The 22,116-nt window shown below is 66.9% G+C and carries 20 protein-coding genes; 8 read left to right on the top strand and 12 right to left on the bottom strand.

Translation table 11 applies throughout. The features are described 5' to 3' along the window. Positions 1-295: 295 nt before the first annotated feature. Together IM767_RS20035 and IM767_RS20030 are read left to right on the top strand one after the other, a co-directional pair. Positions 296-9,253: a DUF5979 domain-containing protein gene (locus IM767_RS20035; RefSeq protein ID WP_162564406.1), complete on the top strand. Its 8,958-nt coding sequence runs from the start codon at positions 296-298 to the stop codon at positions 9,251-9,253. 622 nt (positions 9,254-9,875) lie between these two features. Continuing rightward, a complete protein-coding gene (locus IM767_RS20030; RefSeq protein WP_109212156.1) occupies positions 9,876-10,403 on the top strand; it encodes a DUF1269 domain-containing protein in 528 nt (175 codons plus the stop codon). A gap of 73 nt (positions 10,404-10,476) precedes the next feature. Here the strand turns inward: IM767_RS20030 and IM767_RS20025 are convergent, their stop codons facing one another. Continuing rightward, the gene (locus IM767_RS20025) at positions 10,477-10,863 is read right to left on the bottom strand and encodes an SHOCT domain-containing protein (protein WP_109212157.1); all 387 of its coding nucleotides are present in this window, start codon (positions 10,861-10,863) and stop codon (positions 10,477-10,479) included. A 224-nt stretch (positions 10,864-11,087) separates the two neighbouring features. Then, on the bottom strand, positions 11,088-11,498 hold the full coding sequence (locus tag IM767_RS20020; protein ID WP_109212158.1) for a DUF7144 family membrane protein: 411 nt from the start codon (positions 11,496-11,498) through the stop codon (positions 11,088-11,090). Positions 11,499-11,704: 206 nt separating this feature from the next. On the opposite strand from IM767_RS20020, the gene IM767_RS21080 reads away from it, so the two are divergent. Further along, complete coding sequence (locus IM767_RS21080; protein WP_275426036.1) at positions 11,705-11,839, top strand: hypothetical protein; 135 nt, start codon at positions 11,705-11,707, stop codon at positions 11,837-11,839. Positions 11,840-11,854: 15 nt separating this feature from the next. Here IM767_RS21080 and IM767_RS20015 read toward each other — a convergent pair whose 3' ends face one another. Both IM767_RS20015 and IM767_RS20010 read right to left on the bottom strand, forming a co-directional pair. Next, entirely contained in the window at positions 11,855-12,421 is a 567-nt protein-coding gene (locus tag IM767_RS20015; RefSeq protein WP_109212159.1) for a dihydrofolate reductase family protein, read from the bottom strand. A gap of 96 nt (positions 12,422-12,517) precedes the next feature. Then, complete coding sequence (locus tag IM767_RS20010) at positions 12,518-13,120, bottom strand: GIY-YIG nuclease family protein (protein ID WP_239453513.1); 603 nt, start codon at positions 13,118-13,120, stop codon at positions 12,518-12,520. A 238-nt stretch (positions 13,121-13,358) separates the two neighbouring features. On the opposite strand from IM767_RS20010, the gene IM767_RS20005 reads away from it, so the two are divergent. Further along, complete coding sequence (locus IM767_RS20005; protein ID WP_109212160.1) at positions 13,359-15,029, top strand: alkaline phosphatase D family protein; 1,671 nt, start codon at positions 13,359-13,361, stop codon at positions 15,027-15,029. Between the two features lie 60 nt (positions 15,030-15,089). On the opposite strand, the gene IM767_RS20000 is transcribed toward IM767_RS20005, so the two are convergent. Together IM767_RS20000 and IM767_RS19995 are read right to left on the bottom strand one after the other, a co-directional pair. Next, positions 15,090-15,428: a DUF7882 family protein gene (locus tag IM767_RS20000; RefSeq protein WP_109212161.1), complete on the bottom strand. Its 339-nt coding sequence runs from the start codon at positions 15,426-15,428 to the stop codon at positions 15,090-15,092. Positions 15,429-15,513: 85 nt separating this feature from the next. Next, positions 15,514-15,825 (bottom strand): hypothetical protein, encoded by a 312-nt coding sequence (locus tag IM767_RS19995; protein ID WP_109212162.1) that lies wholly within the window; start codon positions 15,823-15,825, stop codon positions 15,514-15,516. Between the two features lie 152 nt (positions 15,826-15,977). Here IM767_RS19995 and IM767_RS19990 point away from each other — a divergent pair, with 152 nt between their 5' ends. Further along, positions 15,978-16,244 carry a hypothetical protein gene (locus IM767_RS19990; RefSeq protein ID WP_109212163.1) on the top strand — a complete coding sequence of 89 codons (267 nt, stop codon included), beginning with the start codon at positions 15,978-15,980 and terminating at the stop codon, positions 16,242-16,244. 172 nt (positions 16,245-16,416) lie between these two features. Here the strand turns inward: IM767_RS19990 and IM767_RS19985 are convergent, their stop codons facing one another. The 4 genes from IM767_RS19985 to IM767_RS19970 form a co-directional block, all read right to left on the bottom strand. Next, complete coding sequence (locus tag IM767_RS19985; protein WP_109212164.1) at positions 16,417-16,860, bottom strand: MarR family winged helix-turn-helix transcriptional regulator; 444 nt, start codon at positions 16,858-16,860, stop codon at positions 16,417-16,419. 341 nt (positions 16,861-17,201) lie between these two features. Beyond that, entirely contained in the window at positions 17,202-17,540 is a 339-nt protein-coding gene (locus IM767_RS19980) for a DUF7882 family protein (protein WP_109212165.1), read from the bottom strand. A gap of 492 nt (positions 17,541-18,032) precedes the next feature. Next, complete coding sequence (locus IM767_RS19975; RefSeq protein WP_109212166.1) at positions 18,033-18,746, bottom strand: hypothetical protein; 714 nt, start codon at positions 18,744-18,746, stop codon at positions 18,033-18,035. A 22-nt stretch (positions 18,747-18,768) separates the two neighbouring features. After that, positions 18,769-18,948, bottom strand: a complete 180-nt coding sequence (locus tag IM767_RS19970) for a helix-turn-helix domain-containing protein (RefSeq protein WP_109212167.1) — start codon at positions 18,946-18,948, stop codon at positions 18,769-18,771. A 129-nt stretch (positions 18,949-19,077) separates the two neighbouring features. Here IM767_RS19970 and IM767_RS19965 point away from each other — a divergent pair, with 129 nt between their 5' ends. Genes IM767_RS19965 through IM767_RS19955 form a run of 3 tightly spaced genes read left to right on the top strand, consistent with a single transcriptional unit; the run spans position 19,078 to position 20,893 of the window. Further along, a complete protein-coding gene (locus IM767_RS19965) occupies positions 19,078-19,659 on the top strand; it encodes a hypothetical protein (protein ID WP_109212168.1) in 582 nt (193 codons plus the stop codon). Positions 19,660-19,670: 11 nt separating this feature from the next. After that, a complete protein-coding gene (locus tag IM767_RS19960) occupies positions 19,671-20,237 on the top strand; it encodes a tyrosine-type recombinase/integrase (RefSeq protein ID WP_109212169.1) in 567 nt (188 codons plus the stop codon). Further along, positions 20,234-20,893 carry a site-specific integrase gene (locus IM767_RS19955; protein WP_109212170.1) on the top strand — a complete coding sequence of 220 codons (660 nt, stop codon included), beginning with the start codon at positions 20,234-20,236 and terminating at the stop codon, positions 20,891-20,893. Before IM767_RS19960 ends, IM767_RS19955 begins: the two co-directional genes overlap by 4 nt. An 81-nt stretch (positions 20,894-20,974) precedes the next feature. On the opposite strand, the gene IM767_RS19950 is transcribed toward IM767_RS19955, so the two are convergent. Then, positions 20,975-21,640 (bottom strand): cation diffusion facilitator family transporter, encoded by a 666-nt coding sequence (locus IM767_RS19950; RefSeq protein WP_109212171.1) that lies wholly within the window; start codon positions 21,638-21,640, stop codon positions 20,975-20,977. After that, positions 21,637-21,969 (bottom strand): ArsR/SmtB family transcription factor, encoded by a 333-nt coding sequence (locus tag IM767_RS19945; RefSeq protein ID WP_109212172.1) that lies wholly within the window; start codon positions 21,967-21,969, stop codon positions 21,637-21,639. Before IM767_RS19945 ends, IM767_RS19950 begins: the two co-directional genes overlap by 4 nt. Between the last annotated feature and the right edge of the window lie 147 nt (positions 21,970-22,116).

Raw genomic sequence — 22,116 nt, 5'->3', positions numbered from 1 at the left:
CATCGTGGGATCACTCTTCTTGCTTCTTGGCGGAAACAGCTGGGTTCCCACGATGGCCCATCAACGTCTACGACGCCGAGGACCCCGCGGGAAGTGACACCACGCTATGGGACTCACCCGCATGTCTGGCCGTGCGCGACCAGCATTCGCGCTTCTCTCGCAGAGACCGCGCCCGAGTGGCGCGTCACTCTGTTCACACGTGTCACAGCCGTGGGCTGGAAGTCTCCGCTGACCGGCCATAGACTCGCCGGGTCGGTGCGCTTATCAATCGACCTTGCTCCAAGGAGTTGAGGGTATGAAGAAGAGCCGGGTCCTGCTCGCAGGTTTTACTGCCGTCATGCTGGCGGCAGCTTCCGTCTTGTTGGGGGTTGCGCCGGCGGCTTTCGCGGTTGCGGCGTTCTCGATCCAGAAGTCGGTCGTGGAGCCCGGTCCTTTCTCGCCCGGTGACCCGGTGACCTATCAGATCACCGTCAACTGCTCGTCGACGAACGAACCCGGCTGCTTCAACACCCTCGTCGGTGACGCCCTCCCGGAGCCGCTAATCTTCGACCCGGCCAATCCGAGCCCGGTCACGGTGCAGATCAACCCTCCGGCGGGCCAGCCGGCCGGGGAGTTCGATCTGCAGGTCGACACGGTGGGGAATGCGTTCACCGTCGCACCCGCTCTGGATCTGACGGCTGATCCGCTGCTGTGGCCCGCCGGCTACAGCATGACGATCACCGTGAACGCGATCGTCGACCCGACTGCGGACGGCACGTGGGATGGGCAGACGGTCACCAACACGGCGACCGCCACCGGCGACAACGCACCGGACGCGCCCGCGTCGGCCGACATCGTGCTGGACGTCGAGACCACGCTCGTCCCGAGCATCGCGAAGTCCGTCGCCCCGACGAGCACGCTGCCCGCGGTTCCAGGACAGCCGGTCGACTGGACGCTGACTCCGGGGAGCGCTTCGAACCAGAACGTCGACACGATCGTCGTCCAGGACCCTATCAACCCGCCGACGGACTTCGGGGGGTACCTCGACTTCACCGGCGTCGACATCACCCCGCCGCCCGGGACCACGTCGACGACCTCCGAGTACTGGGTCGACCCCGGCGAGTGGAGCACGACTCCGCCTGACCCGATCAGCGATGCCGGCGGTGTGCGCGTGACCTTCACCGGCACGTTCCCGCCGGGGGCGAGTGGCACCGTGGTCGTGCACACGGTGACGAACGACACTGTCACCACGATCCCCGACGGCACTGATGTCACCGTCACCAACGACGCCTCGTCGACCGTTTCGACGGGTGGAACCACGAGTGATCCCGTGACCGACGACGCGTCGATCACGATCGCCCAGCGGCTGCCCGACGTGACGGTCGACAAGGCCTTCGCCGACACCACCCTCGTGAGCGGTCAGAGCACGACTGCTGACATCACCGCGACAGTGGGCGAGCAGAACGTGCAGACCCTCACCATCTCCGAGCCGTCGGCGGGCTCATCGACGTTCACCGAGCAGGGCCTGACCTTCGACGGCTTCGGCGATTCCGTCGCGTGGCCCGTCGCGGCGACGTCGGCCGAGATCACCTACACGTACAGCGACTGCCCCGACAGCACGGCATCCACCACGACGGTCAACACGCTCCCGGATCCCACCCCGAGCTGCACCGTGGAAGGGTTCACCGTCGTCTATTCGGCCGACGGCGATGACATCGTCTCGGGCACGCAGGCGATCGTCCCGATGGAGGTCACCGCGCTGCCGACCGATACGACGGTGTCAAGCACGAACGTCGTCGACACGGAGGTCGAGAACGCAAACGGGCAGACCGGCACCGACGATGCCCAGGCGCCGTTCACGATCGATCCCCTCACGATCGACACGACCGTGACCAAATCGATCACCCCCGACACGATCTGGGGGGTGCCGGGGACCTCCGCCGACGTCACGTTGACCGGAAACGTCAGCCCGGCCTCGACGACGGGCTCGGACAAGCTCGTCATCTCCGATCCGCCGTTCCCGCAGCTGGAGACCCAGTTCTGGGACAACTTCACCGCCACCGAGATCACCAACACCGACATCCCCGCGTGCACGACTCTGACGGTGCGCTATTGGCAGAAGCCCGACGGCCCGTGGACCGACTTCCCCGGCGCGACCGCGGTGCCCGGTCCCGAAGAGCTGTGGTCGTACCAGGTTCCGGCCGATCTGCAGGCCGACATCGGCGGCATCCAGCTGGAGTACGACCCCGCGCCCGGCGACGGATGCCCCGACGAGCTGCCACCCGGGTTCACGGTGGCCACGCACATCGGGGTCGAGGTGACGCAGCCGCACGACGAGGAGGTGACGATCCCCAACACGGCGCAGTCGCTCGTCGACAACCCCGACGCGGGCGGTGAGCAGACCGATACGGCGAGCGACGACATCAGCCTGCTCCCCATCGACGGCGACGGCGACGGCGCCGACTTCCTCGACAAGCAGTGGCTGCAGGACGACGTTCCCTCGCTGTCCGCCGACGTCCGCACGACGCGACTGCTGTGGTCGACCGACGGGTTGAAAATCAGCGAGATGACCCTCACGGACGTCGCCGAGACGCTGGACCCGACCGACACGGCCGCCTCGGTGTACGACGCCTGGGACCTCGTCGCGATCGATCCGATCACCACGACCACCGACCCGCTGATCGTCAACACCGAGGTCACCGAGGTCTCCTTGTTCTCCGAGAGCGAGGGCGACTGGGTCGACATCACCGCGAACGCGTGCGCGAACGGCTGCGACGGCCAGTTCGGCGGCTACACCCTGACCGATGCACAGGCGGCCGACACGCTGTCGGTGCGCTTCGTGCTGACCGAGCAGGCGACCGGGGAAGGAATCGGCTCCTCGTACGACCGCCGACCGTTCGACCTCGACTTCCGGGTGCGCGACACCCTCCGCAGCGACCCCTCCCAGGCGGTCCTGGGCAACTTCCACCCGTACGGATACAACACCGGTCAGCCGGGCCTCGTCGATAACACGGCCAGCGCCCATGGCGTCAACCCGGGGACGGGCGTGGACAGTGTGGATGTCGCGAACGACACGATCCTGATCGTCGACCAGCCCATCGACGCCACGCTGACGAAGACGTTCGACCAGGATCAGCTCGGCCTCCCGACGACCAGCCCGCCGGTTGACTCCGCCGACTATCCGCTCATCAGCGCGACGCTGTCGGCGACGAACATCTCGGCCGCACGTGTCAGCGGCATGGTGATCGAGGATCCGACCGCCGGCCAGGCTCTCGCCGATACCGTGTACGACACGCTCAACCTGTTTGACATCGACACCATCCAGATCCCGACGGGCATCACGCAGGCGGAGACCACCGTCACCCTCTCCCGCAGCGGGGCGACGACCGACTACACGTACGACCAGGCGCTCGCGTTGGATGCCGCCGCGCTGGCTGACGTCACCGGGTTCACGGTGGCTTTCCGGTCGGCCGACGGCAGCGCCGTCATCCCGACCAACGCCGCGGGGGTCGTGACGCTCACCTGGCAGCTGCGGAGCGTTCTGCGCTCCGACCCCGGCCAGCCGGTCACCGTGACACCGCCGGGCGACACGATCGTGAACGATGCCCACACCCAGCTCGAGAGCCCTGTCCTCGATGACTGCGCGGAGAATCAGTGCGGTACCGGTGCGGCCGACGCGAGCGACGAGTTCGCGATCGTCGAGGCCAGCTACGCCATCGAGACGACGAAGTCGATCACGCCGGAATCCGTATCCGAGGAAGGCTCCACGACCTACGTCACGCAGCTCGGCGGGCGACCCAATGGCACTGCGCGCACGACATTCTTCCAACTCACCGACACCACGCCGACGTTCTGGAACACAATGGACTACGCCGGTGCGCAGATCAACGTGCCCGCGCCCGTGAACCAGGTCGCGATGGACGTGCTCATCGACGATGACGCCGGCCGTGACGTCGTCTATGCCGAAGTCGCAGGTGCGTTGATCGCCACCTGCAACGACGCGCCGATCACCGACACCTCGGCGTGCTGGGCGTCAGGCGACTGGGAGGACGCTTCGTCGGGCGCGATCTTCACGTTCGACCTTCCCGCCGGCGTCACCGAACCGCTCGTCGTCGGGGTGCGCTTCCGCGCACAGCAGGTCGACGGCGACGGGAACATCGTCCAGTGGGAGCGCCCGTTCAACCCGCAGCTCACCTTCTCGGTGACGACCGATCGCCGCGAGTTTCTCCGCAGCGACCCGTCGGTCGAGGTCTCGACGACGCGTCCCGATCTCCAGCCCAACCCCGGCGAGACCGGGAACGGCGTGATCAGCGACGACGTGCAGTCGTTCAGCACCGCGCAGTTCGGCCCCGACCAGACGTTCGAGCAGTCGGGCACCGCCGCGGACACCACGATCGTCCTCCACCAGCCGAACGCCGTGGAGGTCACCAAGACCCGCGGCGGGTCGGCGCTCGTCGGCCAGACCGCCCCGATCCCGTACGTGATCACCGTCACAAACACGGGCGAGTGGGACATGACCGGGTTCGAGGTGGTCGACCAGATCGAGACGGATGCCGAGGGCTCGCTGCTGGTCGAGCCCGATCCGACCGCGTACACCTTCGCACTGAGCGGGCCCGGTGCGCCGACCGGTGATCCCGACTTCTCGGCATCCCTCGACGAGCAGACGGGACTGCTCACCATCACCGGGCCAGACGACTTCGTCTTCAATGCCGGCTGGACTCTCACGGTCAACGCGCCCCTACTCTTCCGCGACGACGTCACCCCCGACACCGTCGTATCTAACACGGTGACGGTGAGCTCGGACCGCCCGTTCGAGACGTGTCAGGGGACGACGACCGACCTCGTGCCTAAAGACCCGGAGTCGGGTGTCGACACCTGCTCGGCCGATACCGAGGTCGCGCCGCTGGCGATCGCCACCATCGCGGCGAAGAAGTACGTCAAGGGTGCACTCGCGGGCGATCCCGACGTGCCAACTGACGACGACCTCGGCGTGCTCAACGTCCAGGGTGACGCGGCCGCCTGCGACCCCCGCATCCCAGGCGTGACCAGCGACGGCTTCTACTCGTTCCCGTGTGCGCCGATCACCCGCCCGGGTGGCGAGGAGTCGTGGCGCATCGACTTCACCAACGGTGGCAACACGAGCGCACGCGTCGTCGCCGCCGTCGACACACTCCCCGCTGTCGGCGACCAGGGCGTGATCGTCCCCGGCGACCGCGGGTCGGAGTTCGGGGTCACGATATCGGGCACGATCTCGGCCAACTTCGCCGAACTGGCGGACAGCGCCTTCGCGAAGCACGGCATCTTCATCTCGCCCCTCCAGCTCAGCCAGGCCTGCAACGACAACGCCATCAAGGTCTACACCGAGGGCGCCGCGGAAGACCCCTCCTGCGCCTTCAACTGGGAGCTCGTAGACGCGGCGACTCCGCCCGCCACGCTCGCGACGGCGCGCAGCGTGCTGCTCGTGCTCGAGTACGAGAACCCCGACGAGCTCTCGCCGGCGCCAGGGCTGCGCCCGGGAGAGACGCTGCAGCTCACCTACGAGACGCAGACCCCATTCGTGCTGCCAGCGAACTCCGCCGTGCCGAGCGGCCTTCCCGTCGCCTACAACTCGTTCGCGACGGCATCCCGCTCCAACGCCACGGTCACCCAGCCCGAGCGTCCCTCGCTCGTCGTCGAGCCGCAGAAGGTCGGCGTCGCGGCGGCCACCGGTCAGCTGCTCCTGTCGAAGATCGTGGACGCCCCCGACTTCGCCACCCCCGTCGACCTGCCCACCAGCTACCCCTTGCTCGTGACGTGCACGTCGGGCGGGGAGCCGGTGACCCTGCTCGACGCCGACGGGAACGATGCGAGTCGCCCGTCTGTCGACGCCGAAGGGACGGTGCTGGAGTACAACAGCACGACCGGCCCTGTGAACCTCCCGCTGTTCTCCACGTGCACGGTGGTCGAGGATCCGCCCATCCCGGGGGTGACGGTGACGGTCGACCCCGCTGACGGGGTGATCGCCGACCGCGACTGGAGCCAGGAGCCGTCGGTGTGGGATCCCTACAACGGCGACCCGCAGCAGTCCTCGATCGAGATCACCAACGAATTCGCCGCGGGCGGGTTCACCGTAGAGAAGAGCGTCGACAACGGCGGTGCGGTCGATCAGAACGGCGAACCCATCGTCTACGAGCGCACCTACACGTTCGAGGCGAGCTGCCTCTATCTCGATCAGGAGACGATCCCCGCGGCCGACCTCGATTTCACCCTCACCGACGGTGAGTCCAAGACGTTCTCGAACATCCCCGCCGGCGCGGAATGCACGGTCGAGGAGACGGATGCCGGCGGTGCCGCGAGCACCGCGATCACGATCACGGAGGACGGTGGCGATCCGGTCACCGTCGACGAGGCATCCTTCACGATCCTGCCGTACGACGAGGGCCAGACGACCGCGCTGACCACGGTCGCCTTCGAGAACGTCTACACGGCCGGCTCGGTGTCGGTGGTGAAGTCGATCGTCGACCCCGGCGGTTGGGCCACCGCACCCTTCACGGTCGCGATGACCTGCGCGATCGCGGACGCGACTCCGGACCCCGTGTTCCAGGAGACGCACACGCTCACCCCGCCCGACGATCTGGTCTGGACGGTCGACAACCTGCCGACCGGTGCCGAGTGCACCGTCACCGAACCCGGCACGGGCGGGGCGAACGACTCCACGACGAGCGTCACACTGACCGTTAGCGACGACCCGACGGTGCCCGTCGAAGCCGACATCACCAACACGTTCACAGTCGGGTCGCTCGAGGTGCAGAAGGAGCTCGACGGGGCACCGGCGAACGCGCTCGACCCGGCGACGACCGACACGTACACCGTGAGCCTCGCGTGCACGCGGGAGGTCAACGGCGAGACGGTCGACGTGACGGTCCCGGGCGGTGCGACGCGCACCATCACGGGCGCCGGCACCGCGCTGTACGAGGGGCTCCCGACGGATGCCCTCTGCACAGTGACCGAGACGGATGCCGGGTTCGCCACGGGAGACATCACGATCAGCCCGGCGCAGCCCGTCACCATCGGCGAGGGCACGACACCGGTCGTCGTGACCGTGACCAACGAGTTCGTCAACGGCTCGGTCTCGGTCGAGAAGATCGTGGACGCTCCCGACGGATTCCCCACGCCGGCGGAGCACACCGCGACGGTGTCATGCACGTGGCAGGGCGCCGACGTCGCGCTCGCGAACGGCGGCGTGGTGACGATCGCCCCCGGCGAGCCTGCCGTGGTCATCCCCGACATCCCGGTGGACTCGATCTGCACGGTTGTGGAAGACGACTTCGGTCAGACCGTCACGACGATCACCCCCGAGTCGATCACCGTGACGGAGGAGGATCAGACGTTCGCCTTCGAGATCGAGAACACGTACGAATGGGCCTCGCTCGAGGTCGGCAAGATAGTAGAGTCCACCGCGCCAGAGGTGCCGACGGGCTTCGAGTTCCATGTGGTGTGCGTCTTCCAGGGCGAGGTCGTCGTCGATGAGACGTTCACGCTCGACGCGAACGAGATCGAGACGATCACCGAGATCCCGGCGCGCTCCGAGTGCCTCGTGACCGAGACCGACGACCGCGGCGCCGACGGGACGGTCACCGAGGCCGACGTCCCCGGCGCCTCAGGCGATCTGGCCCCGGTGATCGATCAGAACGCCCGCACCGTGTTGATCCCCGAGCTGCAACCCGACAGCACCGCCGTCGTCAACACCGTGACCTACACCAACGTATTCGACGCGACGGCACTGGTGCTCATCAAGGAGTTCGAGGGCGGCGGAGCCGATCAGTACGGCCTCGACCAGGAGTTCACGTTCGACGTCACCTGCACCTTCGAGGGGGAGACCCTCATCGACACCCAGGTGGTGCTGAACGCCGCGAACGGGTTCACGTCCGTCGTCCACGACGTCGTCGCCGGGTCCGAATGCACGGTCACGGAGGTGGACCTCAACGGCGCGGACGCCGTGGTGATCGAGCCGAACGACGGGCAGGACACGTCGACGGGCACGGGGATCGTCCCGGAGGGCGGCGGAGTCGTCACCGTGACCGCGACGAACTGGTACCTCACCGGCTCGCTCGAGGTGACCAAGACCTTCGCCGGCGACGGAGCCGAGAAGTTCGGCACCTCGGCATACGAACTGAGCCTCACGTGCAGCCGTGACGGCGAGATCGTCGACATCCCAGACGGCCGCATCCGCATCGTGAGCGCCGACTCGCCGACCGCGCTGTGGGAGAACCTCCCCACCGGTGCCGAGTGCCGTCTCGTCGAGGTGGATGACGGCGGTGCGAGCTCGACCGAGATCCTCGATGCCGACGGCAACGTGGTCGCCGGCGACGACGAGGGCTACACCTTCACCGTCGAGACCGATCCGACGATCCTGAGCGTCGACGATCAGCCGCAGTCGCCCCTGACCGTGGAGAACACATTCAATCTCGCGCAGGTCTCGGTGACCAAGACCGTCGCACCCACGACCGCCGTCGACATCAACGGCGACCCGGTCACATACGGTCCCTTCGAAGTGACGCTCGCGTGCATGTGGGACGAGCAGCAGGTGACCGCTGCCGAACCCATGGCGCAGACGATCGCCGACGGCGAGACCGTGACCTGGACCGAGCTGCCCGAGGGCGCCGAATGCACGATCACCGAGACCGAGACCATGGACGCGCTCGGCACGACGGTCACCATCACCGAGGCCGGCACCACCAGCGATCCGGCCGCCGGAACCGTCGCCGAGCTCCAGCCGCTTCCGAACGTGGACGCCGAGAACCAAACGTCCGTCGCGTTCGTCAACGAGTACGGCGACCCGCCGATTACCGTGAGGAAGGTGGTCGACGGCGCCGCCGCCGACGACTTCGCCGGACGCTCGTTCACCTTCCACGTGAGATGCGTGCTCATCGACGCCTCGCATCCCGCGCCGGGACTGCTCCTTCGCGACGCCACCTACGAAATCGGCGGGCCGGTCGGGCCACTCGTCACACTCCTGCCCACCGGTGCCGAGTGCACCATCACCGAGGTGGACACCGGCGGTGCCGACGAGACGACCATCAGCATCGACGGTGTGCAGCTGAACGGAACGACGACCGTCGCAGTTGTCGGCACGGTCGCGATGGACATCGTCGTAACGAACACGTTCTACCCGCCGCTGCCACCGACCGGTCTTGCAGGGCAGATGGCGGCGATTGGCGGTGCGGTCGGGTTGGCGCTGCTGGCCGTTGGCATGGTGACGTTTGTCATCGCGCGGCGGAGGCGCGTCGTGTAGAACCGGCCGCGACGCTGCAATGCTAGGTCGACGACCGGGAGGAGGTCGGCGGCAAGCCTGCGGTTACGGGCCACGCCGCGCCTCCTCGGCGTTTTCGGGCGACGTCCGGTCGCGATCGGCAACCTCGGCGAGATCGGTTCCTCGCGGCCGTGCGCGGACGCGTGATCGGCCGCGCGTTAGCGCCACTCCCAGGGCCGGACCAAGCTGGTGCAGAACGCAGCAGAAACGCACGCTCATCGAGCGCGAACGGACGGTGAAGCCCGCGAGGTAGAGGCTTCGTCCATTCGATCCTCCGTCGGTCAGTGCGACCGTACATATGGCTTTCGGCACCCTGGACGGCGACCGCACGCCAACGCCCCCTCATCGTTCAATGCCCGTTTAGGGATCCGACCCGAGACCCGGCTGCGCGCGACCCACTCCGCCGGAGGATGAGCGTGGGCTGGGTGAGACGAAGCTTCGCTTCTGGCCTGTCGGCAGCGACCGTTCGGGCGGCGCCGAAAGTTCACCGATCGGGCTCTCACTCTGCACGTGGCTCGGCCATATGATCGCAACACCCTGATGACGCAGAGCCCGGGAGCGGCCGGTTCGGTCGGCTCCGAGATCAACCGAAGGAGACAGATCGATGGGTACGAAGAACCTCGCACTGGTAGTCGGCTCGTACGACGACACAGCGGCAGCGTCGGAGGACTACCAGGCGCTACGCGGCGGGCAGGACGCCGGCGGCTACGAGATCGTCGGCGCCGTGGTGCTGGTCCGCGACAAGGACGGCAAGGTGCAGGTCAAGGAGCACGGCGACAAGACCGTCGGCAAGGGCGCAGCCTGGGGTGCCGGCGCCGGTGTCGTGGTCGGACTGTTCGCGCCCCCGCTGCTGGCCGCGACCGCGGTCGGCGCCGGCGTGGGAGCGATCCTCGGCAAGATCAAGAAGAACCACGAGGAGAAGCAGTTCGGCGTCGACGTCGACGAGTACCTCGCACCGGGCACGTCGGCGGTCGTCGCTGTCGTCGACGACCGGTGGGCTGACAAGGTCGAGAAGGCCCTGGAGCGCTCCGACAAGCGCATCAGCAAGGCCATCGACTCCGACGACTACGACAAGCTCCGCGAGGCCATCGAGAAGTCCGCCGACGACGTCGTCGAGCAGATCAACTCCTAGCGGTCACCTGCCCACTCACACACCGAAGGCGGCATCCCCCACGTGATGCCGCCTTCCGTGCAGTCGATGCCGGTTACGCCAGGGCCTTGGCCTTGAGAGCGTCGTACTCGGCCTGCGAGATGGCTCCCGAGTCCAGCAGGCTCTTGGCCTTGGCGATGTCGTCCGCAGCGCTGGAACTCGAGCCCGCGGTCTGACGGATGTAGGCGTCCTGCGCGGCGCGAAGTTCCTGCGCCTGCGCGATCGAGCGCTTCTGCATGCCGTTGCCGCGAGCGATCAGGTACACCAGCGCGGTCAGGAACGGCACGAAGATCAGGAAGATGATCCAGATCGCCTTGACCCAGCCGTTGACCGAGTCGTCACGGAACAGGTCCCCGATGATCGAGAAGATCACCATCAGGTACGCGACGAACACGAAGATCCAGAAGAACCAGAGAATCAGGTCCCAGAAACCACCGCCCATTGGATGCACCAATCGTCTGGGCAGACGCAACCGTCTGCCGAACCGCGACCCCGGATTCCTTGGGACCGTGATCGCGAGACTACGCCCAGGCCCGCATGCGATTACGCACCGCTCACGGACGATGCCCGCGTGTCGCGCCCACTCGGATGCCCGCTCGGTCCTGAGCCAGCAAGTGCACGCAACGGCGACGGTAGCCAGGATCGTCGCGCTTCTGTCGGTGCGGGCTAGCTGCGTCGTGCGTCGATCTCGCGGCCGTGGACGGTGAGCGCGTAGATCACGACGACATCGATCGCGAGAAGGGCCAGCGACAGCCAGGGTTGCACGGCGATGAGGGAGAGCTGGCCGATGGCGTTGAGCGCCACCAGGATGATGGCGACCACGCGCGCCCAGGTCGCCCCAGCGAGCAGGAAGATTCCGACGAGGATCAGCAGCAGCCCGATGATCAGGTGCCACCACCCCCACCCTTGCACGTCGATCGAGAACAGCCCGACCTGTCCCAGGAAGTAGGCGGTGTCGGGGCCGATGAGAGCCTGCAGCCCGTGGAAGGCATCGAGGGCTCCTCCGACGATCAGGACCACGGCGGCGAACACGCCCCATCCTGCCCAACCGGTGGTGTTGACGTCGTTGGCGGTCATGGGAGCCCCTTCATCGCGGCAAACGCGGTGTGGCGAACACAATCTCACCCGCGAGGCACCTAGCGGCACCCGCGGCACACATTATCGATGGAACGCGGCTGCACTCCGGTACAGCGGTGGCGTGGCGGCGAGGCGGCGGATTTCGGCCGCCATACTCAGGGGAGCAGCCCTTCTGCTGCAAGGTGTTGTGGGCCTACAGTGTGCGCATGGAATGGGTGATTCCCACGGTGGCGATACTCGCCATTCTGCTGGTCGCCGTCGTCGTCACCATCGCCGTGCTGGCCCGCCGGTCAAAGCCGGATGTGGCAGGTCAGCGGCGACGGGAAGGAACCGATCGCTAGCCTCCCGGCAGTGGCTTATCTCGACGCGCGCCGGACCCGGTATCCCAGGTGCACGAAGCCGGAGCGGAAGCGATGCTCGTCGAACAGCTCGAGGTCGAGTCGAAGCGTCTTGTCGAAAAGGCGGATGCCGCCGCCGACGACCGCTGGGGCTACGACGACGTGGACCTCGTCGAGGAGCCCTGCCCGCGCGGCGATGGAGGCGAGCTGTCCGCCGCCGATAGCGAGGGACCCGAGAGTGGAGTCCTTCAGCCGCCGACCTTCTTCGGCGTCGAACGTGTCGCGCAGTTCCGTGCGGCGAGTGGAGACGGATGTCAGCTTCCGCGTGTACACGATCTTGTCGACATCACGCCACCGCAACGCGAATTCGCGATCAGGCGGTGAGAGGTCTTCGAGCCGGACGTCGTCCCACATCTTCATGGCCTCGTAGACCTTGAGGTTGTAGAGGTGCGTGGTGACGGGTGCCAGCAGCTCGTCGACGAAGGCGTGGACTTCAGGATCGGGTGTCGCCCACTCCCATCGACCGAACGGGCCGGCGATGTATCCATCGAGAGAGGCAGTGTTGAAGTAGATCAGAAGGCCCACAATTCCGCAGGCTACTCGCCGCAGTGCGCGTTTGGGGATTGCGTGGCAGTTCCCTTCGCGGGCAGGGCCCCGCAAGCGGATCGAGGCTCGCGGAGGCTACGTCGGGGTCCAGATCGGACGTGAGCGTGCCCTCGCCTTGTGCTCCGCGCGCAACGCTCGGTTCGACGGGCAATAAGGGTGCCGGCTGTTGTGGTCGATGTTCAGCGGCGGCAAGGCCGCCGCGATGAGGCTCGGTTCGATCAGCCACGGCGTTTCGTGCTCCAAGATCGCGACCCGAGCGTGCTCAGCCATCCACTCCGACAGCGTCGCTTCACCAGGAGCGGTGAATGTGAGGCGGTGCCCGCTACCCACGCGCTGCAGCTCGATCCCGAGCGTCGCAGAGAGATGGCAGCCCAACGTCAGTCGAAGCGTCGATCCTTCCGCATTGCCGGTGTAGTGGTAGCGGATGCGCTTGTAAAGGTTCTGCCGACTGGGCGCCTTGCCATTGGCAGGTGGAGGCCCGGGCGAGATCCCCACGTATAGCAGGGTGCCGTGCTCGTTGACGTGACAGCCCGCAAGCGGGACGCCCGGCAACGACTCATCGAAATACCAGGCGTAGAGGCCCGGCCGAGCCGGAACGGCCGACGGTCGAGCGAGCACATCACTTCGACTGAACGCGACTCGTGGACGCATCAGAGATTCGATCGCATCGTCGATCATTCCCCAACTGTAGGCGCGCTGGCTCAAGGGATCCGCGGGCACGATGCGGCCCCTCTAACGCACGCTGCCCGCTTGGGGATCCTGGTGCATTCGGGATGTCTGCGATCCCGCGTATGCCGGTTCGCGGCGCAATCGCGGGTGTTGGTGCGACGGGCACCTCGGTTCTTGGGCGGCCCTTCTCGCGCGGTCGCGGTGGGCATCTGTGGCCGCTGTGGTGTATTCCGGGTAGAACGGGGTCATGGGATCCCCGCTGGTGTTGGGGCCGATGCTGCGCTACGTCGATGAGACGTCGGCCAGCATCTGGGTGGAGACGCGAGCCCAGTGCGTGGTGACCGTCCGCGCTGAGGGACGATCGTGGCCGGCTCGCAGCTTCGCGGTGCACGGCCACCATTACGCGCTCGTTGAAGTTGACCGGCTCGAGCCCGGCCGCGTCTCACCGTACCGGGTGGAGATCGACGAGGTCCCGGTTTGGCCGGAGGCGGGCTCGGAGTTCCCGGCGTCCGTGATCGCCACCCGTACGCCCGGGCAACGGCCGCGGATCGCCTACGGATCGTGCCGTACCAGCGTGCCGCACGACCGGTCAGGCAACCGAACCCATGGCGTCGACTCGCTGCGCGCATTTGCGCTCGCGGTCGCCGACGGCCGTGTGGACCGACCGGACCTGCTGCTGTTCCTCGGCGACCAGGTGTACGCCGACTCCACCACGAAGCAGATGCAGGCGTTCATCCGCAGCCGCCGCGACATCCATGAGGAACCGGGCAAGGAGCTCAAAGACTTCGAAGAATACGCCCACCTGTACCAGCTGGCATGGTCGGACGATGCGAATCGGTGGCTGCTCTCCTGCGTGCCGAGTGCGATGATCTTCGATGACCACGACATCCGCGATGACTGGAACGCCCCGCTCGATTGGAAGAGGAAGATGGAAGCCACCACCTGGTGGCACGAGCGCATCGTCGCCGGCCTGGGGTCGTACTGGGTCTACCAGCACCTCGGCAACTTGTCTCCCCGCGAACGTGCCACTGACGAGATGTGGCAGCAGGTCACTGGGCGCCACGACGCCGCTTCCCCCGACCTCGGTGGCGCACTCGACGAGTTCGCGGACCGCTGCGACAAGGACCCGAACAGCTACCGCTGGAGCTACTCCCGAGACTTCGATGGCACCCGTCTGATCGTCCTGGATTCCCGCGTCGCGAGAGATCTCACTCCCTCGGCTCGGGGACTGCTCAACGGCGAGGAGCTCACGTGGTTCGACCGCCAGATGCAGGGCGGATTCCGCCACGTTCTCATCGCCACCTCGCTCCCGTTCCTTCTGCCGCTGGGCCTGCACCATGTCGAGGCATGGGATGAGGCGATCGCGCAAGGCGCGTGGGGTCGACCGGCAGCGTGGGTCGGGGAACGGCTGCGGCAGGCCTTCGACCTGGAACACTGGGCGGCGTTCCAGAACAGCTTCCAGGCGGTCGCCGGCATTGCGACGGAGTTGGCAGACGGCGCCCGGGGGCCGTCGCCGCTGACGGTGACGTTCCTGTCCGGTGACGTGCACTTCTCGTACCTGGCTGAGGTCGAGCGGCAGAACGGCAGCCGCATCGTGCAAGCCGTCTGCTCACCGATGCGGAACCCCCTTCCCCGATTCCTGCGGTGGTTCTCCGTGGTGATGTCGTACGGCGCAGCGACCCCGCTGGGCGCCGCCGCCGCGCATTCTGCGAAGGTCCCTGACCCATCCTTTCGTTGGAAGACCGTGAAGGGTCCGTGGTTCGACAACAACATCGCGGTTCTGCAGGACGGCACCGACGGGTTCACCATGACGTGGCACACCGGTGTGGTCGAGGACTCAGACGATCGGCATCCTCGTCTCGAAGTGGTGGCATCCATCACGGTGCCGGCGAGGGGAGACTCCAAAGTGGTGTCGTGAGCGACTACGTATCCTGTCGAGCAATCCGCCCACACGTCGGTTGATCGAATTCGCTGTCTTTCAGGCGGCGTCGCCGATTTCATCTCCTGGGAGTGGGGGCGCGGTGTGCTCGGATGTGAGCATGATTCCGTTCGTGGAGGTGGCGGAGTCGGCGAGTTCCTGCAACCATTCGCGGTCCAGTCGGGGTGGTTCTGGTTCGTCGAATGTGAAGAACAACGGGATGGACGGGTCCAGCCAGATCGCGGATCTGCCGCCGGGCTGATCCTCGGGGTGCATCCATGACACGATGAAGCTTTCACCTCGGCGCAGTTTGGTCACGATGACGACCTTGAGGTGCGCGAGGGCATGATCGTCGATCCAGATCGGGGTGTCCATGTCCCCGTAGTGGAGCGTTCCCATGGCTCGATTGTGCTTCAGGCGGGCGGCAGCCGCGACGCAGATTCCGGTCGACACGGCGAGGATCGGGACCTCGCCGTGGTGCGGATCATCCCCATCCGGATGCTCCGGACCTCACCGGCGCACGGTGCGGAATCGGGACCGGCTTGGACCGTGTGGATACGGCTTCCGGGTGCCGGAGCAGCTGCGCGGTGCGGAGCACGTCTTCGCGGGAAGGGTGCGTGCTGGGCGGGATGCCGAGTCCCACCCAGATCGCCTCATACCCGCCGGTGCTGCGGACACGTTCGACGTAGGCGACGAGGCGGGCGGCGTCGTGGACTTCAACGCTGGTGTCGCATAGTCTCCACGCGGCATCTCCGAGCGGCTCGAACACCAGGCTCCCCTGATCGGCAGTGATCATCTGAACCTCCGAAACCACGATGCGCCAACGTCGACCCGTGCGCTACCCCTTGACACGCGGCGAACACACACTCCGCGCGGAGACGCAACCCCCGCGACACGAGATGGGGCCTCCCGTAACGTGCAGGCGGGAGAGAGAGGCGCGACGCGATCGTGTACGCGACGGAACTGACCATCGGAGACCACGCATACCTGCTGCGCGCGGGGACGGACGAGCGCGGCGTGCTCGACGAGTTGACAGCGGCAGTGCGGGCCGGCGGTGGTGTCGTGGAGTTGCCCGCCGCCGCACCGAACTCGCCGAGGTCCGTGCTGATCAGCCCCGGAGTCCCCGTGTTCATCGAACGCATCCCCATCCCCGATGACCATCCCACCCCGAACGACGGCGACAGCGAGGACCCCTGCACGGAATGGGAACTCTGAAACGGCGACCATCCCACGTCTGACCTTCGACGGTCACGACACGATGGGCCGATTGAACGAGGCTGCACGCCCAGGGCCACGCCACCCACCGGTCCGCGCGGAAGCAGTCACACGCCATCGTGAACGGATAGCGGAACCGACGTCGGGATCGGCGCAGGGGAAGGCACGGGCGCTAAGGGTGCGTGGCGTTGACCGCATCCACCACGTGCTCAAGGAACTCAGCCACCACCCGCGCGTCGGCCTCGGACAAGGCACCGGCGAGGGCGCGGAGGCTCGTTGTCAGCGGATCGATGCGGTCGGGATCGAAGTCGAGGTCTGTCGGCGACACGAGCTTCTTGCGTCGATCACTCGGGTGCGAGGACACCCTGACGAGGTCCCGTGCGACGAGCCGATCCACGAGCGACGTCGCGGACGACGGTGAGAGATACAAGCGTGTCGCGATCGACATCGGCGTGACCTCGGTCGACGTGCGATCGCTCTCGACGATGAACCGCATCGCATTGCGCTCGGACGACGTGAGCCCGGAGCGCTCCGGCCTGCTGCGGGCCAGCCGGGCTTCCGCCACGCGCAGCCGCTCCAACGCCAAGGCGACGGCATCCGTAGCTGTCCCGCTCATTCCGACCTCCCCCCGACAACGCGCCGTCAGTCCAACTATCCCAGCAGCGCCGACAGTCGGCCCTTCGGTGTCGCGGCATCTCGCACGCGCGGTCGGCGACACCGCGACGTGCACCTGCGCCCGTATGGCTCCACGGGGCCGCAACCAAGGTTTGCACCGGTTGGGCGAGTGGCAGCAGCACGATCACGCGTATTCATGTGCGTCGCAGGGTGCGTCCGAACGGGTTCTCGGTGCGCCACGCGAGGGGCCGGCCCGGATGTCCCCGGTGGCACGGTCAATTTGCAGCGATCTCTGCGTTGCGCGAGCTTCGACAAACCCCACCGATCCGTACCGCTTCGAGGTCAGCCGGTCATCTCGGGATCTGAGTCTGCCTGCATCGACGGCATCGGAGGCTCCGGCACGATATACAGCCCGGTCGGCGAGTTCGCGGCGTGCGCCAGCGCGTCGATCCAGGCGGGGTTCAACTGGGGTTTCCGGCTGCCGTAGAACTTGTAGACCAGCGTGCTACGCGGATGAATCCAAACGGTGGTGCGCCCGTCGCCTATGCTCGGGTCGTCGCGCCACGTGAAGTGGAACGGCTCGCGACGGCGCAGCTTGTTACCGATGACGAGTTGCAGGTGCGCGAGAGTCCGGTCGTCGAAGTCGACCTTGACGCTCCCTTCGTAGAGAAACTTTCCCACGAGACCCTCCAGAGCTGGGGCGGTCGTCGCAGCGAACCGGCCGCGGATGCGTCCAAGAACAGACGGGCGATGCTTCTGCCTATGGTCCTGCGGTACCGGGCGCAGCGGTAGCCCTTGACGAAGCGGCCTGCGACGCCGCGCGCGTCGACGAAAAAGTACGACCCCCCGTCCCCAACGTGGCACGGCCGCCGCCGGCCCGGCGGCGGACACTCCCGTTCCGAGCCGGCTTCGGCCGGCGGCAACCCCGGGGCCCCAGGTGCCCGCCCGCGGCAGACGCGTCACCGGCGGACGCGCGCTAGAGGCCCGCTCACCGGTCGAGCAGGTTGTGTCGGGTCCTCCTGTCGCTAGCCGTCGGTTCGCCCGCAGGACCGCGGGAACAGGCCGGATGCACGGCGGCGGTTCCGCTTCGTTCACCGCCCGCTTGGGGACCCCTCTACGTCCGGTCGACCGTTGCCCACGAGTGGACAATCCTGCATGACGGCCTGGGGGGTACTACGCGACCGATCGATCCGGCCGGAAGGCGCAGACCGCACAGGTGCCGTCGGTGACCAGCTTGTGACCGTCGACGGTGCAGTCCCAGCCGCCGATCGTGAGCCGGTTCTGGCGCGCCTCCAGCGCCGTCCTGGCGCGGGCGCACGCTCCGCAAGGCTCGGAGGTGCCGCCCGGGTGCTTCGCGCAGAACGGCGAGTCCGCGTTATGCGTGATGTGGCTCGTCGCGTCACGCGTCTCGTAGGCACTCCTCTTCTTCAAAGACTCGGTTAAGGAGCCTGAGCCTACGTTCGCCGTCACCTCATGCGTCGCGTTATGCGCCACGTCACGTGTCGCTCGGCCACCGATCGCGCGAGGCGGGGGAGCGGCCGTCGCGGCCCGCTGCCGATCGCGATATTCCTTCTGCCGGCGTCTCGCGCCATCGCGATACCGCTCGACCTCCTCGGCCGTTGACTGTCTGAGCGCACTCGCCCAGCCGGCGAGGTGGTATCCATCGTCAGTGTGCTCCCAGAGGCCGGCGCGCTCGAGCTCTTCGAATGCCGCCGGGTCGTCACCGTCGGGATGGAGGTACTTCGTGTACCGATCCGGCACCGCGCCGTCCGTCCCTTGGCCGTTGCACCACATCAGTGCCCCGGCGAGCACCCGGAAGGCTCGGTCGCTGAGATTGTCGATGCGGATGCTCCCCAACCACTCGGCGGGGAGGCGTGCGTCGACCATGACGATCAGATGGGGCCGTGGCTCAGGGCTCGACGCCGAAGACTCGGAGCAGTGCCGCGCGGGGAATCATCCGTCGCGGCCCGAGCTGCACCGTTGGGATCGTGCCCCGCTCGACCCCGAGCTTGATCGTGCGGTACTCGACGCCGACCAACTCGGCAGCGTCCTTATACGTGAGGGCGAGTGAGTTCGGTGAGCGGTTCATCTGCATCTCCTTCGTGAGCCACCAATGTCATCACACGCGCACACCGTAGCACCTCCCTGAGCCAGTTACGACATGATTGCGTCATGTCGTACCTTGTTCAGCGAATTCCTCCCTGCGATACTGGCGGGCATGGTGGACCTCGAGAACGTGGATGTCAGCGAGCAGCGCGTTGCCGTGGGTAACGGCGTCACCGTCCCTGCGAGCTGGACGGCTGTCTTGAGGAGTGAGCCCGACGTCCCCGGCGAGATTCGCGTCCGTGCCGCGTACGACCCCCGCCTCAGTCGCGTCGTGGCGGCCGAGGTCAGCGTGACCCGGAGCGGGGAGGGCGACGAAGTGACGAGCCTCACCTTGCGGGAGGTCCGCGTGCAGACGGCCCTTCAGGTCAGCGGTTTGAGAGTCTCCACGGTTGAAGAGCCCGACCAACCGATCTGCTCCGGCGGGGACTACATTCGGCGCATGCGCACACGCGAGGGGCGCGACCTCACGGCGAGCGTGGTGGACGCGTCGACGACCTACCGACTCGCGGCAGCCATCAATCTGCCGCCGCTGAGGGCCGTCGCCGATTGCCTCGGAGTCAGTCAGAGCACCGCGACTCGACTGATGAACCGAGCTCGTCTTGCGGGTCTCGCGCCGGGAGTTGACCTGCCTGACCCGTCGGCGACGGGGCCGGTGATCAACGCGCCGGTTCCGGGTGGTCCGACGATCGGCTGAAAGGAAGACGGATGCGGCGGCGATCGAATCAGGACGGCACAGTCTCGTCGTACACGACGCAGTCGGGGGAGACGAAATATCGAGTCGCATACTGGGTCGAGCGTCCCGACGGCGACTCCGTCCGCAGGTTCCGGCGCGGTTTCCCCACTGAGCGGGACGCGCTCAACGCACTCGTCGAAACGCAAGTCGACATCCGTCGCGGCGTCCATGTCGACGAGACGCGCGAGACCTTCAACGCTTATGCCGACAAGTACTTCGATTCGCTGCGCGTGCGCCCGACCACCCTCGCTGGCTACCGCAAGCATTTCCGTGTCCACGTGCTTCCGTCGTCAATCGGGCGGACGCCCATCGCCGACGTCACCAAGGATCAGCTCAACCGCTTCTATCGACAGCTGGAGCAGGCGGGCCGGAAGGATCGCGGTCACGTAGGGGAACCGCTCGGCGCCGCAACGGTGAGGCATGTTCACGTCCTGATCTCGCAGGTGCTGCAGCACGCGCTCGAGGACGGGCTCATCCGCTTCAACCCCGCGAAGCGCGCGTCGCCCCGACGAAGCTCGAGGCCGCACCGCCCGAGATGACGACCTGGTCGGCGGAAGACGCTCGGCTCTTCCTCGACTGGTCCGAGTCGTCGGGCGACTACCTGTGGCTGGCCTGGCTGACGCTTCTCGGCACCGGGATGCGGCGTGGCGAGATCCTCGGCCTCCGATGGAAGGACCTCGATCTCGACAACAAGGTGATCACGATCGCCCGCGCCATGTCCTATGTGAAGGAAGCGGGCAGCAGGCCGGTGATCGACTTCCGCGCCACCAAGAGCGGCCGTGTTCGCAACGTCGACATCGACGTCCGCCTCGCGGAAGCGTTCCGCGCGAGGCACGAGATGCTCTGTGCGGTCTCGCCGGAGCATGCTCGAGGTGAACACCTGATCTTCTGCAATCGCTACGGGGAACCACACAACCCGACCCAGTTCTCCCGTCAGTGGCGGGAGCGGGTCGCCAAGGCGGTCGCGGCGCATCCGGATCTCGATGCTCTGCACCTGCACGAGCTGCGGCATACGCATGCGACGCTTCTGCTGCGGGCCGGCGTGCATCCGAAGATCGTCTCGGAGCGGTTGGGTCACGCAGACATCCAGACCACGCTCAACACCTACTCGCACGCCGTGAAGACGCTGCAGCGCGGCGCCGCGGATCTCGTCGGGGCGCTGCTCGCGCCGGCGACAGTCGAGCAACCCGTCTAGCTGGGTCGCTCAGTTCTCGGCGTCGGTCTGACAGTCGCCTCGCCGCGCACGCCCGCGATCGTCCTGCTGCCGGAGCGGCGGCTATCGGTCGTGGTGGTTCGCGTCCTCGTCTTCGAGGATCATGCCGACTGATGTGGCACATGCATCTCCGCGCCAAGCTTCGATGCCCTCCCTGATCGCGAAGCCGGCGATGACCAGTCCCGCGATCGCGTCAGCCCACCACCAGCCGAACCAGGTGTTGAGCAGCAGCCCAGCGAGGACCGCGGCGGACAGGTACGTGCAGATGAGGGTCTGCTTGGAGTCGGCGACCGCGGAAGCAGAGCCGAGTTCGCGACCGGTGCGTCGTTCGGCGAGTGACAGGAACGGCATGATGACCACGCTGAGCGCGGTGATCAGGATGCCGAGCGTGCTGTGCTCCACCTCGCTACGTCCCGCCAATGCCATCAGGGAAGTGGCGATGACGTAGGTGGCGAGAGCGAAGAAGGCGATCGCGATGACGCGCAGGGTCGGCTTCTCCCAGCGTTCCGGGTCCCGACGCGTGAACTGCCAAGCCACCGCGGCGGCGGAGAGGACCTCGATGGTGGAGTCGAGCCCGAAGGCGATCAGCGCGCCCGAGGACGCAACATTGCCCGCGGTGATCGCGACGATCGCTTCGACGATGTTGTACGCGATGGTTGCGGTGACGATCCAGCGGATCCGACGTTGGAGGACATGCCGGCGATCGGCAGTGAGTGCGGTGGTGTTCATGCGCAGCTGCAGCCCTCGCCGTCGCAGCAGTCCGGTTCCACGACGAGAACCACCTGCAGCAGCTCGCTCAGCGCCGGCGCGAGATGAGGGTCCGCCAACCGGTATCGGCTTCGTCGGCCGTCGGGCGAGGCTTCGACGAGTCCGCATCCGCGCAGACAGGCGAGCTGGTTGGACATCACCTGGCGCGACACCCCGAGCGCGTCGGCGAGATCCGACGGGTAGGCCGGCGCATCCCGCAGCGACAGCAGGATCCCCACCCGTGTCGGGTCGGAGAGTGCGTGACCGAGGCGCGCGAGCGCTGCCGTGTGGGTGACCGTTGCGGTGGGCATGGAGCAGACGATACAGGAACTCATGTATTGAGGTAATTCTGAATCCACAACACCACGCCGACGTGTTCTGGCCCCTACGCTGCGACGGATGCGCTCTGAGCGTCAGATGTCCGAAAACCGCACCATAGTGGTCGAGACCCGCGGAAT

This window comes from Microbacterium ureisolvens (genome assembly GCF_015278315.1).
Taxonomy (GTDB): domain Bacteria; phylum Actinomycetota; class Actinomycetes; order Actinomycetales; family Microbacteriaceae; genus Microbacterium; species Microbacterium ureisolvens.
The sequence above is the reverse complement of the archived record's forward strand: the minus strand, read 5'-3'. Positions and strand labels throughout refer to the sequence as shown.